General features: G+C 69.0%; 11 protein-coding genes. 2 read left to right on the top strand and 9 right to left on the bottom strand.

What is annotated here, in order from left to right:
* Positions 1 to 9: 9 nt before the first annotated feature.
* Entirely contained in the window at positions 10 to 696 is a 687-nt protein-coding gene (locus AB0O48_RS08915; protein ID WP_365064131.1) for a hypothetical protein, read from the bottom strand.
* Between the two features lie 75 nt (positions 697 to 771).
* Between AB0O48_RS08915 and AB0O48_RS08910 the strand changes: the two genes are divergently transcribed.
* Entirely contained in the window at positions 772 to 1344 is a 573-nt protein-coding gene (locus AB0O48_RS08910) for a helix-turn-helix domain-containing protein (RefSeq protein ID WP_365064396.1), read from the top strand.
* Positions 1345 to 1362: 18 nt separating this feature from the next.
* Here AB0O48_RS08910 and pcrA read toward each other — a convergent pair whose 3' ends face one another.
* Positions 1363 to 3768: a DNA helicase PcrA gene (gene pcrA / locus AB0O48_RS08905; RefSeq protein WP_365064128.1), complete on the bottom strand. Its 2406-nt coding sequence runs from the start codon at positions 3766 to 3768 to the stop codon at positions 1363 to 1365.
* Between the two features lie 277 nt (positions 3769 to 4045).
* Between pcrA and AB0O48_RS08900 the strand changes: the two genes are divergently transcribed.
* Positions 4046 to 4441, top strand: a complete 396-nt coding sequence (locus AB0O48_RS08900) for a chorismate mutase (protein WP_357247065.1) — start codon at positions 4046 to 4048, stop codon at positions 4439 to 4441.
* A gap of 113 nt (positions 4442 to 4554) precedes the next feature.
* Here the strand turns inward: AB0O48_RS08900 and AB0O48_RS08895 are convergent, their stop codons facing one another.
* The 7 genes from AB0O48_RS08895 to AB0O48_RS08865 form a co-directional block, all read right to left on the bottom strand.
* A complete protein-coding gene (locus AB0O48_RS08895; protein ID WP_357247068.1) occupies positions 4555 to 5568 on the bottom strand; it encodes a dipeptide ABC transporter ATP-binding protein in 1014 nt (337 codons plus the stop codon).
* A complete protein-coding gene (locus tag AB0O48_RS08890; protein ID WP_357247193.1) occupies positions 5561 to 6589 on the bottom strand; it encodes an ABC transporter ATP-binding protein in 1029 nt (342 codons plus the stop codon). Before AB0O48_RS08890 ends, AB0O48_RS08895 begins: the two co-directional genes overlap by 8 nt.
* A gap of 25 nt (positions 6590 to 6614) precedes the next feature.
* Positions 6615 to 7583, bottom strand: coding sequence for an ABC transporter permease (locus AB0O48_RS08885; RefSeq protein ID WP_357247071.1), 969 nt, complete (start codon positions 7581 to 7583; stop codon positions 6615 to 6617).
* Positions 7576 to 8502 carry an ABC transporter permease gene (locus tag AB0O48_RS08880; RefSeq protein ID WP_357247074.1) on the bottom strand — a complete coding sequence of 309 codons (927 nt, stop codon included), beginning with the start codon at positions 8500 to 8502 and terminating at the stop codon, positions 7576 to 7578. Before AB0O48_RS08880 ends, AB0O48_RS08885 begins: the two co-directional genes overlap by 8 nt.
* Positions 8503 to 8650: 148 nt before the next feature.
* Entirely contained in the window at positions 8651 to 10288 is a 1638-nt protein-coding gene (locus tag AB0O48_RS08875; RefSeq protein ID WP_357247077.1) for an ABC transporter substrate-binding protein, read from the bottom strand.
* Between the two features lie 580 nt (positions 10289 to 10868).
* Positions 10869 to 11555 carry a response regulator transcription factor gene (locus AB0O48_RS08870; protein ID WP_357247196.1) on the bottom strand — a complete coding sequence of 229 codons (687 nt, stop codon included), beginning with the start codon at positions 11553 to 11555 and terminating at the stop codon, positions 10869 to 10871.
* A gap of 2 nt (positions 11556 to 11557) precedes the next feature.
* Positions 11558 to 12796 (bottom strand): PspC domain-containing protein, encoded by a 1239-nt coding sequence (locus tag AB0O48_RS08865; protein WP_357247080.1) that lies wholly within the window; start codon positions 12794 to 12796, stop codon positions 11558 to 11560.
* Between the last annotated feature and the right edge of the window lie 122 nt (positions 12797 to 12918).

Raw genomic sequence — 12918 nt, 5'->3', positions numbered from 1 at the left:
TTCCCCTCGTCATTTAAACGGGATGTGCATCCCGTTTAGATGGAAGATACGGGACGCGCATCCCGTTTGTCCAACCACCCCGGACACCACCATCAGCGTGACCCCGAGGGCGGTGCCAAGGATGGCGAGAGTGACAAGGCCTGCGTGGCCGAGCGGCTCGGTGACGTACGCGCCGAGCAGCGCACCCGCCGCGACCAGGACGGCCACACCGGCGCGCCGCACCGACGCGTTGGAGTCCGGCAATCGAGCGGAGCGCAGCAGTTGCGCCAGGTGCCAGGCCACCGCTCCGGCCAGGCCCAGCGTTGCCGTGCCGACCCCCTCGAAGACCACATCGTCGGGCACCACGAAATTCAACCCACCGAACACGTGCCGCAACCTGTCGTCGGGCATACCCACGGCGTGGAACGCGAGCTTGAGGGCGTGGTTGAAACCGCCCTCAACGAGGCCGGCCAAGCCGACGAACGCCACGGCGACCACGATCGCGCCGGCGGAGAGCGCCAGACGGCTGCCGGTGCGGGCATGTCGCGCGAGCAGCGCCAGCGCCAGCACCAGTAGCAACCCCAGCGGCAGGAGGCCGACGAGCCTGATCGGGGTGCCGTACCGGGCCGCCCCGTAGGCGTGCTCGACGACGAACGCCGCATACAGCCCGATCAACCACCGGCCCAGGTCTCGTCGCGCACGCGAAGGTTTGGACAATGCGCCCACCACCTATAATCGGAACCGCCATCCCGCTTGAGCATACGGGATGACCATCCCGTTTAGGAGTCCGAAATCGCCGAGCAACGCAAGCCGCGTGCCGATGGCGTACGCAACCGGGCGAAGGTTCTGCACGCCGCGATCGATGCGTTTGCCACGGATGGGCCGACGGTGCCGATCCACGAGATCGCCCGCCGCGCCGGCGTCGGCACCGGCACCGTCAGTCGACACTTCCCGACCAAGGAATCGCTCTACGAGGCGATCGTGCAGAGCGTGGCCAAACGCCTGGTCACCAGGGCGATCGAGCTGCGTGCCACTCATGAAGCAGGCCCGGCTCTGTTCGAATTTCTCACCAGCATGGCCGCCGAGGGTGCGACAAACCGCGCACTGGCCGACGCGCTCTCCGGCACCGGGTTCGACATCGCCGCCGCGGCTGCAAAGGGCGAACACGACCTCAATCATGTCCTGACCGAACTGCTCAGCGCCGCTCAGCGCGCAGGCGCGGTCCGTCCCGACGTCGACGCCGCCGACCTGAAAGCGTTCCTGGTCGGTTGCGCGGTCCGCGAGCGCGACACCGCCGCCCCGGCGGCCCGAGACCGGATGCTCACGATCGTCCGCGACGGCCTGAGCACCGTGCGGCGACCATAGTCTCCAGGCGTGCCGGGGTCAGAGCTTGTCGACCGGGGCGTGCCGGAGCACCAGCCACATCGTCTGGTCGCCGAAGTCGATCTGCGCGCGGGCACCTGGGCCGTGCCCCTCGACGGCGAGCACCCGCCCCAACCCGTACCGCTGGTGATTGACCCGGTCGCCGGCCGACACCTTCGGCCCCTGCGGCAGCTCACTGGCCGTGGTCAGCCGGCTGGCGTCCACGCCGAGCCGCTGCGCCAACTGGGCCGCCTTCGGCGTACCCCCGGTGAAGTTGCCACGCGCGCCGGGCGCGCGGTCCGCGCGGCCACCGACGCCGCCGCCCCCGCCGGCCCACGAGGTGTACGACCCCTCGGTGCGCTCCCAGTGCACCAGCTCGGTCGGCAACTCCTCCAGGAACCGCGACGGCGGGTTGTAGGACGGCTGCCCCCAGGCCGAGCGGGTCACCGCGCGGGACAGGTAGAGCCGCTGTCGGGCGCGGGTGATGCCGACGTACGCCAGCCGGCGCTCCTCCTCCAACTCGCGGGTGTCGCCCAGCGAGCGCAGGTGCGGGAAGACGCCGTCCTCCAGCCCGGTCAGGAAGACGACCGGGAACTCCAGCCCCTTGGCGGTGTGCAGCGTCATCAGGGTGACCACGCCCTGGTGGTCGGGGTCGTCGGAGGGGATCTGGTCGGCGTCGGCGACCAGAGCCACCTGCTCCAGGAAGCCGGCCAGGGTGGCCCGCTCCCCCTCCTCGCCCTGCGACTCGATCCGCTCGGTGTACTCCCGGGCGACGCTCACCAACTCCTGGAGGTTGTCCACCCGACCGGCGTCCTGCGGATCCAGGCTCTCCTCCAGCTCCGTGAGGTAGCCCGAGCGGGTCAGCAGCGCCTCCAGCACCTCCTCCGGGGTGCCGGTCTCGGACAGCTCGCGGGCGCCGTCGAGCAGCGCCACGAAGTCGGCGATGCCGTTGGCCGCCCGGCTGGAGATGCCCGGCGCCTCCCGGGCCCGGCGCAACGCCGCGCCGAACGAGATCCGGTCCCGGCTGGAGAGCGCCTCGACACACGCCTCGGCGCGGTCGCCGATCCCCCGGCGCGGGGTGTTGAGGACCCGCCGCAGGCTCACCGTGTCGTCGTCGTTGACCACCGAACGCAGGTACGCCAGTGCGTCGCGGACCTCCTTGCGCTCGTAGAAGCGCACCCCGCCGACCACCTTGTAGGGCAGGCCGATGCGGATGAACACCTCTTCGAACACGCGGGACTGGGCGTTGGTGCGGTAGAAGACCGCGACGTCGCCGGGGCGTGTCTCGTCGGCGTCGACCAGTCGGTCGATCTCCCGGGCCACCCAGTCGGCCTCGGCGTGCTCGGTGTCGGCCACGTAGCCGACGATCTGCTCACCGGCGCCGGCCTCGCTCCACAGCCGCTTGGGCTTGCGGGAGGTGTTGCGGTCGATCACCGCGTTGGCCGCGTTGAGGATGGTCTGGGTGGAGCGGTAGTTCTGCTCCAGCAGGATCGTTCGCGCGTCGGTGTAGTCCCGCTCGAACTCCAGGATGTTGCGGATCGTCGCGCCCCGGAACGCGTAGATCGACTGGTCGGCGTCGCCGACCACGCACAGCTCGGCCGGCTCCACCCCCTCGGTGCCGGAGACCAGCTCCTTGATCAGGATGTACTGGGCGTGGTTGGTGTCCTGGTACTCGTCCACCAGCACGTGCCGGAAGCGCCGACGGTAGCTCTCCGCGACGTGCGGGTGGGACTGGAGCAGGTGCACCGTGGTCATGATCAGGTCGTCGAAGTCCAGTGCGTGCGCCTCACGCAGCCGGCGCTGGTAGAGCGTGTACGCCTCGGCGAGCGCCCGCTCATTGGGGCCGGTGGCCCGTGCCGCGAACTGCTCCGGATCGACCAGTTCGTTCTTGAGGTTGGAGACCTGGGCCGCCAGCCCCCGCGCCGGGTAGCGCTTCGGGTCGAGATCCAACTCGCGGGTCACCAACTGCATCAGCCGCCGGGAGTCGTCCGCGTCGTAGATCGAGAACGTCGACTTGAGGCCGGCGTGCTCGTGCTCGGCACGCAGGATCCGCACGCAGGCCGAGTGGAACGTCGACACCCACATCAGGCGCGCCCGCGGACCGACGAGCGCGGCGACGCGCTCCTTCATCTCGCCGGCGGCCTTGTTGGTGAAGGTGATCGCGATGATCTCACCGGGGTGCACGTCCCGTGCGGCGAGCAGGTAGGCGATCCGGTGCGTGAGCACCCGGGTCTTGCCGGATCCGGCGCCGGCCACGATCAGCAGCGGCGAGCCGGCGTGGCTGACGGCGTCGCGCTGAGGCCCGTTGAGCCCGGCGAGCAACTGCTGCGGATCGAGGCGCGCGGGGGCCGGCCCGGATCGGTGCGGGCGGGCCGGCGCGGACTCCGGCGCAGGCGGGGACGCGGGAATGTCGAAGAGAGGATGCATCGCCCGACAAGTCTATGCCGCCGGTCGGACACTCCCCCGACCGCTGCGCCGCGGCGCGGGCAAGGGCCGCCGGACGCTTGCGCAGCCGCGGCCGGCGCCGGCATACTCGTCAGCGTGATCGCTGCGCGCTACCACTTTTACTATGGCACCGGGAGTCCGGCTGCCGTAGGTCGCGCCTGATCGATTCAGACCTGCAAAAAGCCCCGGGCTCCTGGAGTCCGGGGCTTTTTCCGTCCCGGGTTCCGGGCACCGGGCACCACAGTGCGAGGGGTACCCGATGATGGCAGACGTGATGGAGCAGAGCGGCGGCCCGGCCCGGCCCGAGGCGGAGCAACCCGCGCCGAACGGGACCGAGGCGACAGTGCCCACGTCGGCGGCGGTCGACAACGCCACGCCGGTCGAGGCACGGACCGGCACCGAGGAACCAACCGCCTCGGCGCGGATCGTGCAGATCCGGGAGCGGATCGACGAGATCGACAACGCGATGATCGCGCTCTGGCAGGAGCGGGCCGCCCTGTCCCAGGAGGTCGGTGCGACCCGGATGGCGTCCGGCGGCACGCGCCTGGTGCTCTCCCGGGAGCGGAAGATCCTGGAACGGTTCCGCGTCGCGCTCGGTGCCGACGGCACCCAGTTGGCCCTGCTGCTGCTCCGCGCCGGCCGCGGCCCCCTCTGAGCCCGATGGCGGGCGGTGCGCCCGACCCGGCCGGGAAGCGGTCTGGCCGGGTCACAGACAGACGAAACCGCCTGCCGTCGTCGTGGTGACGTCGGCAGGCGGTCTCGGGTGACTCAGGCCTCGTGGGTGGCGACGATCTCGCGCCGCTCCGCGAAGTGGCAGGCGCTCGGGTGGTCCGAGTCCCGCCGAATCTCCAGCAGCGGGACCTGCTCGGCGCAGACTTCCTGCGCCTTCCAGCAGCGGGTCCGGAACCGGCAGCCCGAGGGCGGGCTGATCGGCGACGGCACATCGCCCGTGAGCCGAATGATCGTCTTGTTGTTCCGCTGCGTCGGGTCCGGAACCGGCACCGCCGACAGCAGAGCCTGGGTGTACGGGTGGGTCGGCCGCTCGTAGATCTCGTCCTCGGTGCCGATCTCGACGATCTTGCCGAGATACATCACCGCGACCCGGTCCGACAGGTGGCGGACCACGGACAGGTCGTGGGCGATGAAGATGTACGAGAGCCCAAACTCGCCCTGCAACCGTTCCAGCAGGTTCATCACCTGAGCCTGGATGGAGACGTCCAGCGCCGACACCGGCTCGTCACAGACGATGATCTCGGGCCGCAGGGCGAGCGCGCGGGCGATGCCGATGCGCTGCCGCTGCCCGCCGGAGAACTGGTGCGGGTACCTGTTGATGTGCTCCGGGTTGAGCCCGACCAGGTCGAGCAGTTCGCGGACCTTGGCCCGGCGGCTGCCCTTCGGCGCCACCTCCGGGTGGATCTCGAACGGCTCGCCGAGCAGGTCACCGACGGTCATCCGGGGGTTCAGCGAGGTGTACGGGTCCTGCATCACCAGCTGGATCTGCCGGCGCAGGCGTCGCAGCGCCCCACCGGAGAGCTTGGAGATGTCCTGGCCCTTGTAGACCACGTTGCCGGCGGTCGGCTTCTCCAGGTTCATCAGCACCCGGGCGAGCGTCGACTTGCCGCAACCGGACTCGCCGACCACACCGAGCGTCTCGCCAGCGCGCAGACCGAACGAGACCCCGTCGACCGCCTTGACCTGACCGACGGTCTTCTTGAACACCACACCCTGCGTGACGGGGTAGTGCTTGACCAGGTCATTGACCTCGAGGATGTTCTCAGACACGGTTCACCAGCTCCTCGGCGAAGTGGCAGGCGCTGGCCCGGGCGGGGCCGACCTGCAGCAGCGGCGGGACCTTCTCCCGGCACACCGGCTGAGCCATCGGGCACCGCGGGTTGAACGGGCAGCCCGGCGGGATGTTCATCAGGTTCGGCGGGAGGCCCTTGATCGTCCGGAGCTGCTGCCCCTTCTCGTCGAGGCGCGGGATCGAGTCGATCAGACCCAACGTGTACGGGTGCGCCGGCTTGGCGTACAGCTCGTACACGTCGGCTTCCTCGACGATCCGGCCGGCGTACATGACCGCGATCCGGTCCGCGACGTCGGCGACCACGCCGAGGTCGTGGGTGATCAGGATCATGCCCATCTGCCGCTCACGCTGGAGCTCGGCGAGCAGGTCCATGATCTGGGCCTGCACGGTCACGTCGAGCGCGGTGGTCGGCTCGTCCGCGATCAGCACCTCCGGGTCGAGCGCCAGCGACATCGCGATCATCGCGCGCTGCCGCATACCACCGGAGAACTGGTGTGGGTAGTTGTTGAACCGGCCCTTGGCGTTCGGGATCTTGACCTGGTCGAGCATCTCGATCGCGCGCTTCTTGGCCTCGGCGCGACCCATGCCCCGCCGGACCCGGAACTGCTCGGCGATCTGGAACCCGACGGTGAAGACGGGGTTCAGCGCGGAGAGCGCGTCCTGGAAGATCATCGCGATGCCCTCGCCGCGGATGCGGCGACGCTCCTCGTCGGACATGCGGAGCATGTCCTTGCCGTTGAAGCGAACCTGGCCGCCGGTGACGAAGCCGGGCGGCGTGTCGAGGATGCCCATGATGGTCTGCGCGGTGACGCTCTTGCCGGAGCCGGACTCGCCGAGCACGGCGAGGGTCTCCCCCGCGTCGACGTGGTACGTGACTCCGTTGATGACCTTTGCGACGCCGTCCCGGGTGCGGAACTCCACCCGCAGGTCGTCGACCTCGAGCAGCCGGCCAGAGGGACGTCCGGACCCGCCGGATCCCGGCGCGGACTGCTCGGACACGAGAATGTCGGACACTGGATCTCCCCTAGCGGAGTTTCGGATCGAGGGCCTCGCGGACCGCCTCACCGAGCATCACGAAGCTCAGCACTGCGGCGACGAGGAACGCGGCGGGGAAGAACACCAGCCCCGGCGCGACCCGGATGAAATCCTTGCCCTCGCTGATCATGATGCCCCAGGACACCACCGGCGACTTCAGGCCGACACCCAGGAACGACAGGGTGGCCTCGGCGCCGATGAACGAGCCGACCATGATCGTGCCGTAGACCAGCAGCGGGGCCAGGCAGTTCGGGAGCAGGTGCTTGAGGATGATCCGGCCGCTGCCGGCACCCAGTGCGCGGGCCGCGATGATGTAGTCGGCGTCCCTGGTGGCGAGCACCGAGGAGCGCATCAGCCGCATCACGACCGGCCAGCTCAACACGATCAACGAGATGATCACGAGGGCCATGATCTGGGCCTTGCTGTTGCCGGAACCCGAGCCGTTGAACGTGGTCAGGATGACGATCGCGCCGAGCACGAACGGCACACCGAAGAACACGTCGCCGATCCGGCTCAGCAGCCCGTCCACCCAGCCACCGCGGTAGCCGGCGATGACGCCCATCGCTCCACCGACGAGCAGGGTGCCGATCACCGAGAGCATGGCCACGATGATGGACGCCCGCGCGCCGTAGATGACCCGGGCGTAGACGTCCCGGCCCTGCACGTCGTAGCCGAACCAGCCATTGGCGGACGGCTTGTCGAGGCTGCGGGACAGCGATCCGTTGACCGCGTCACCCGGGGCGAACAGCGCCGGGAAGGCCGCCATCAGCAGGAAGAACACGATCAGCGTGGCCGAGACCCAGAACAGCGGCTTACGCCGGAGGTCGCGCCAGGCGTCACCCAGCAGGCCACGCGGCTTCTCGTTGCTCTGCGGCGCGCCCGCGGTGGCGGAGGCCGGAGAGTCGGTCGGGTGCGCGGCAGGGGTGCTGACGATCGATGCGGTACTCGGGTCACTCATAGCGGATCCTCGGGTCCAGGGCGGCGTAGAGCAGGTCAACCAGCAGGTTCATCACGAGATAGACCAGCACCAGGACGACCACGATCCCTACCACGGTGGCGCTCTCTTTGGTGATGATCGCGCGGTAGACCTCACGGCCGATGCCGTTGATGCCGAAGATCCCCTCGGTGATGATCGCGCCGCCCATCAGGGCACCGAGGTCGGTGCCGAGCAGGGTGACCACCGGGATGAGCGAGTTGCGCAGCAGGTGCACCCCGACAACCCGGCGCATCGGCAGGCCCTTGGCGATGGCGGTGCGCACGTAGTCGGCACGGCGGTTCTCCGCGATGCTCGTTCGTGCCACCCGCGCGATGTACGCCACCGACGCGCTGCCGAGCACGAAGCCCGGCACGATCAGCTCGGACCACCGCATCTCGGAGGAGACGGTCGGCTTGATGATGCCCCACTGCACGCCCAGCAGCCACTGCAGCACGAAGCCGACCACGAACACCGGCAGCGCGAGCAGGAAGAGCGTGGAGACCAGGACCAGGTTGTCCAGGAAACCGTTGCGGCGCAGACCGGTCAGGACGCCGGCGCCGAGACCGATCACGGCCTCGATGGCGAGCGCGACCAGGGCCAGCTTCAGCGTGTTGGGGTACGCCGTGGCGATGATGCCGCCGATGTCGCGCTGCGAGAAGGTCTGACCGAAGTCACCCTGGAGCAGGTTCTTCATGTAGTTGAAGTACTGCACGAAGACGTTCTGGTCCAGGTGGTACTTCTCGGTCATGAACGCCACGTATTGGTCCGGGCAGCGGCGCTCGCCGCACTTACCGGCGAAGGGGTCGCCCGGTACGGCCCAGACGAGGGCATAGATGAGGAACGTCGAGCCGATGAAGACCGGCACGAGTTGGAGCAGCCGTCTCAACAGATAACGGCCCATGGGGTGGTCCTCCAGACAGGGGGCGCGTCGGACGGCCGACACGGTGGTGACAACGTGCGAATGGAGTGTTGTAACACCCAATCGCGGAACTGCCCCGGGTCGGGCTCACCGGATGTGGCGAGCCCGACCCGGGGTCAGACCGAACGGATCAGAGCTCGACCGAGGTGATGTCGAGTTCGCCGACGTTGTTCAGCTCGAGCTTCTTGATCTTCTCCGAGTGGCCGGACTGCTGGCCGTAGAAGTAGATCGGGATGCTCGGGACGTCCTGGTCGATCTTCTCGACGGCCTTGGTGAACGCCTCGTGCGAGGCCTCCAGGCTCGGCGCGGCGCTGGCCTGCTTGGCCAGGGCGTCGACCTCGGGGTTGCTGTACAGGCCGTCGTTCGAGGAGCCACCCGTCACGTACAGCGGGTTGATCCAGTTCTCGACGTCCGGGTAGTCCTGCTGCCAGGCAGCGCGGTACGGGCCCTTCATCGCGTGGGCGTTGACGTTCTGGCGGAAGACCGCGAAGGTCGGCACGCCCTCAGCCCGAGCCTCGATGCCGAGGTTGGTCTTGACCTGCTGCGCAACCGCGTCCATCCAGTCCTTGTGGCTGGAGTCCGAGTTGTAGTAGAAGACCATCTCGCCGGTGAAGCCGCCGGCCTCGGTCAGCAGCTGCTTCGCCGTGGTCGGGTCGAACTTGCAGGCGGTGCAGTTACCCGGCTTGGCGCCCGGGGTCAGCGGGTTCGCCCAGCTGTCGGCCGGCTTGCGGGTGCCGAAGAAGATCTTGTCCGAGATTTCCTGCCGGTTGATCGACAGCGACACGGCCCGACGCAGCTTCGGGTTCTGGTAACGCTTGTCGTACTGCGGGAACGCGATCAGCGCGGTCGTCGGCGTGACGGTGTTGCGGCCCCGCTCACCGAGGTCGGTCTTCCACTTGTCGCCGGCGAGCGCCGAGGTGGGCAGGGACTCCAGGAAGTCCAGGTTGTTGGAGAGCACGTCGGCGTAGGCGGCCGTCTCGTCCTGGTACAGCTTGACGTCGACGTCCTTGAGCTTCATCTTGTCGCGAAGGTTGTAGTCGTCGAAGCGCGTCAGCTTGATCAGGGAGTTGTCGGCCCACGACACGAACTTGACCGGGCCGTTGCCGATCGGGTTCTTGCCGAACTCCTCGGGCTTCTGCGTGAAGAACTTGTCCGGCAGCGGCATGAAGGCGCTGTAGCCGAGCTTGGTCGGGAAGACCGCGGTCGGCGCCGACAGGGTGACCTCGAAGGTCTGCTCGTCGACGACCTTCAGGCCGGACAGCTTCTCAGCCGTCGGCGCCGGGGCCTTCTTCGGGCCGTCCGCGCCATCCGGGTCACTGGTGTAGGTCTGCTCGAAACCCTGGATGTCGGAGAAGAAGCTGCCGTTCTGCGCGCCGTTCGGCGAGTAGGCGGCCCAGTTCCAGGCGTCGACGAAGTTCTTCGACTTGACCTCGGTCCCGTCGTGGAACTTCGTACCCTTCTTGATCTTGATCGTGAAGACCTTGGAGTCCGTGGTGTTGATGGACTCCGCCAGCGCGTTACGCGGGGCCCCACCGTCGTTCGGGTACTCGACCAGGCCGGTCCACAGCCAGTCGACGATCTTGCCGCCGCCGGTCTCCGTGGTGTTCGACGGGACCAGCGGGTTCTCCGGCTGGACACCGTGGATGACAATCGCGCCGTCGCCGCTGGCGGCAGTTTCGCCTTCGCCACCGCTCGAGCAACCGCTCGCGACAAGCGCGGCAGCCGCGCTGAGCGCGATCGCGCTCGTCGCCCGCTTCGAGACTCTCATTCCGAGGGGCCTCCTCTTTCTAACCAGGTTCCGTCGTGGGTTTCACGCACGTTTTGGGGGTGACACCGCCCGACCACCCCGGGGCGCGGGTCGCCGGGACCACAGGGAAGTTGGGGACACCCCTGATGTTCCGATCCGCCGGGCTCCCCCGCCAACGAGGCGTGACACGACGCGGAAGGCACGGCCACGAGCCGCCGCGAAGGGCGGGGACATGGTCATGGGCCGTACGGAGTGCCACACACCGATGGTGAGGTGCTGCCACTGTGACACCAACTGGCCTCTTCCGTGAAGGTGCCGTTATCAAGCCGTTAGTTGCCCGCCACGTTGCCGATACTTGAAAAATGATCATAAAACGGTCGGCGGAGGTAGCACTGAGCAGGAAATACGTTGCGCCACCCGCAGAAGTGGTCCCGGCCCGCGCTCAGCCTCCGGGCCCACCTCTGCCCGTTAGGACGCCCAGAACCGCTCGCATTTCGACCCGTCCGGACAGGTCGACTACGGCTGCACGGGCACGATCACCGGCTGGGTGGACGAGTGCGCGGAGATCGTTTGTCTGATCCTCGGCCAGGGTGACGTGCGGTCACACCAGCCGGCGGTCCGCCGCCCAGCGGGAGAGTTCGTAGCGGTTGGACATCTGCAGCTTGCGGAGCACGTTCGACACGTGCGTCTCCACCGTCTTGATGGAGATGAACAGCTCCTTGGCGATCTCCTTGTAGGCGTACCCCCGGGCCAGCAACCGCAGCACCTCCCGCTCCCGGTTGGTGAGCTGGTCCAGCTCGGGGTCGGCCACCGGGGCGTCCGGCCGGGCCGCGAAGGCATCCAGCACGAACCCGGCCAGCCGAGGGCTGAACACCGCGTCGCCGTCCGCCACCCGGCGGATCGCCGCGGCCAGCTCGTCCGGGGAGATGGTCTTGGTCACGTACCCCCGCGCACCGGCCCGGATCAGCCCGATCACGTCCTCCGCCGCGTCGGAGACGCTCAGCGCCAGGAACTTGACCTGCGGGTGCGTACGCCGCATCGCCTCCAGCACCGCGCGCCCGCCGCCGTCGGGCATGTGCACGTCGAGCAGCACCACGTCCGGGCCGACAGCCGCGATCCGGGTGACCGCCTCGGCCACGGTGCTCGCCTCGCCCACCACCTCGACGTGGGCGCCCAACTCCGCGCGCACCCCGGCCCGGAACATGGCGTGGTCGTCCACCAGAAACACCCGGAGCCGCTCGGGGCGGGGCTCCGCCGGGTCGAGGTGCTCGGTCGGCTGCTCGGCCATGGTCATCTGTTCCTCTCCGCTGCGGACGAGTCCCGGGAGATCGGCAGTATCAACCGGACCTCGGTCCCCTCCCCCGGGCCGGACCGGATCTCGGCCCGTCCGCCGTGCCGCTTCATCCGCCCGATGATCGAGCCGCGTACGCCGTGCCGGTGGTCCTCCACGGTATCCGGATCGAAGCCCTTGCCCCGGTCCCGGATGAAGACGCTGACCTGATCGGGCTCCACCTCGGCGTAGAGCGACACGGTCTGCACGCCGGCGTGCCGGGCCGCGTTCACCAGCGCCTCCCGGGCGGCCGCGACCAGCGCCCCGACCTTCTCGTCGGTCTCCCGGTCCCCCACCACGACCGCCTCCACGGTGATCGCGTAGGTGTCCTCGACCTCGGCGGCGGCCTGCTCCAGCGCGGCGGCGAAGCGCTCGCTCGGCGACGCGGTCGGCTTGTACAGCCAGTTGCGCAGCGAACGCTCCTGCCCTCGGGCCAACCGCTGCACCATCTTGACGTCACTGGCGTTGCGCTGGATCAGGGCCAACGTGTGCAGCACCTGATCGTGCACCATGGCGGCCAACTCGGCCCGCTCCTGCTCGCGGATGCGCCCCTCGCGCTCCGAGCGGAGCTGGCTGTACGTCCGCCAGAGCACGGGCGCGGCGACCACGCCGACCCCCGCCAACCCGACCAGCGCGAAGATCACACCGTTGATCACCGCGTCGAAGTTCTGCGCCGGCGAGTAGACCGCCGCGACACCGATGATGCCGACCGCGACCAGCACCCCACCGCCGATGAACCGGAGCACGAACGCCCGCCGGTCACTCTCCTCGACGACCGCGCCGAGCCAGGGCACCGGCATCGCGTTGCCCCACTGCCGCCGCCGTTCGGGTGCGGACTGGTGCCAGATGACCCCGGCACCGACCGCGATGATGGCCACCAGCCAACCGGCCGTGCCGGCCGCGCCCACCGAATCGAAGACCATGACCTGGATCAACAGGACACCGAGCCCGATCCCCACGAACGGCAGGAGCTGGGCGACGTCGCGTCGGGGCGGCACCGCGGTGTCACCGGGCCGCAACGGCACCACCGCCCAGAAGGCCGCGTAGAGCAGCAGGCCGAGCCCGCTCAGGCCGAGCAGCACCATGAACGCGACGCGCACCCGCAGCACCGAGATGCCGAGATGGTCGGCGATACCGGCGGCGACGCCGGCGGCCATCCGGTGCTCGGGAGCACGATAGAGGCGCGGGGGCGGAATCACGGTGCTGATCGGAGGCTCCCTGGTCGCGGTGGCGGGTCGGTGCAGGTCGGTGATCTGATCGTCACACGCTGCGGCGTCGACGACCACGGGGACGCCCCGGACATTCCGGCCGCCGGATCTCA

The organism is Micromonospora sp. NPDC085948 (genome assembly GCF_040686315.1).
Lineage (GTDB): Bacteria > Actinomycetota > Actinomycetes > Mycobacteriales > Micromonosporaceae > Micromonospora.
The sequence above is the reverse complement of the archived record's forward strand: the minus strand, read 5'-3'. Positions and strand labels throughout refer to the sequence as shown.

What these genes read in the sequence shown, in the direction of transcription:
- pcrA (WP_365064128.1), bottom strand. Translation starts at nt 3,768, where the DNA reads ATGCATCCTCTCTTCGACATTCCCGCGTCCCCGCCTGCGCCGGAGTCC.
- AB0O48_RS08900 (WP_357247065.1), top strand. Translation starts at nt 4,046, where the DNA reads ATGATGGCAGACGTGATGGAGCAGAGCGGCGGCCCGGCCCGGCCCGAG.
- AB0O48_RS08885 (WP_357247071.1), bottom strand. Translation starts at nt 7,583, where the DNA reads ATGAGTGACCCGAGTACCGCATCGATCGTCAGCACCCCTGCCGCGCAC.
- AB0O48_RS08880 (WP_357247074.1), bottom strand. Translation starts at nt 8,502, where the DNA reads ATGGGCCGTTATCTGTTGAGACGGCTGCTCCAACTCGTGCCGGTCTTC.
- AB0O48_RS08875 (WP_357247077.1), bottom strand. Translation starts at nt 10,288, where the DNA reads ATGAGAGTCTCGAAGCGGGCGACGAGCGCGATCGCGCTCAGCGCGGCT.
- AB0O48_RS08870 (WP_357247196.1), bottom strand. Translation starts at nt 11,555, where the DNA reads ATGGCCGAGCAGCCGACCGAGCACCTCGACCCGGCGGAGCCCCGCCCC.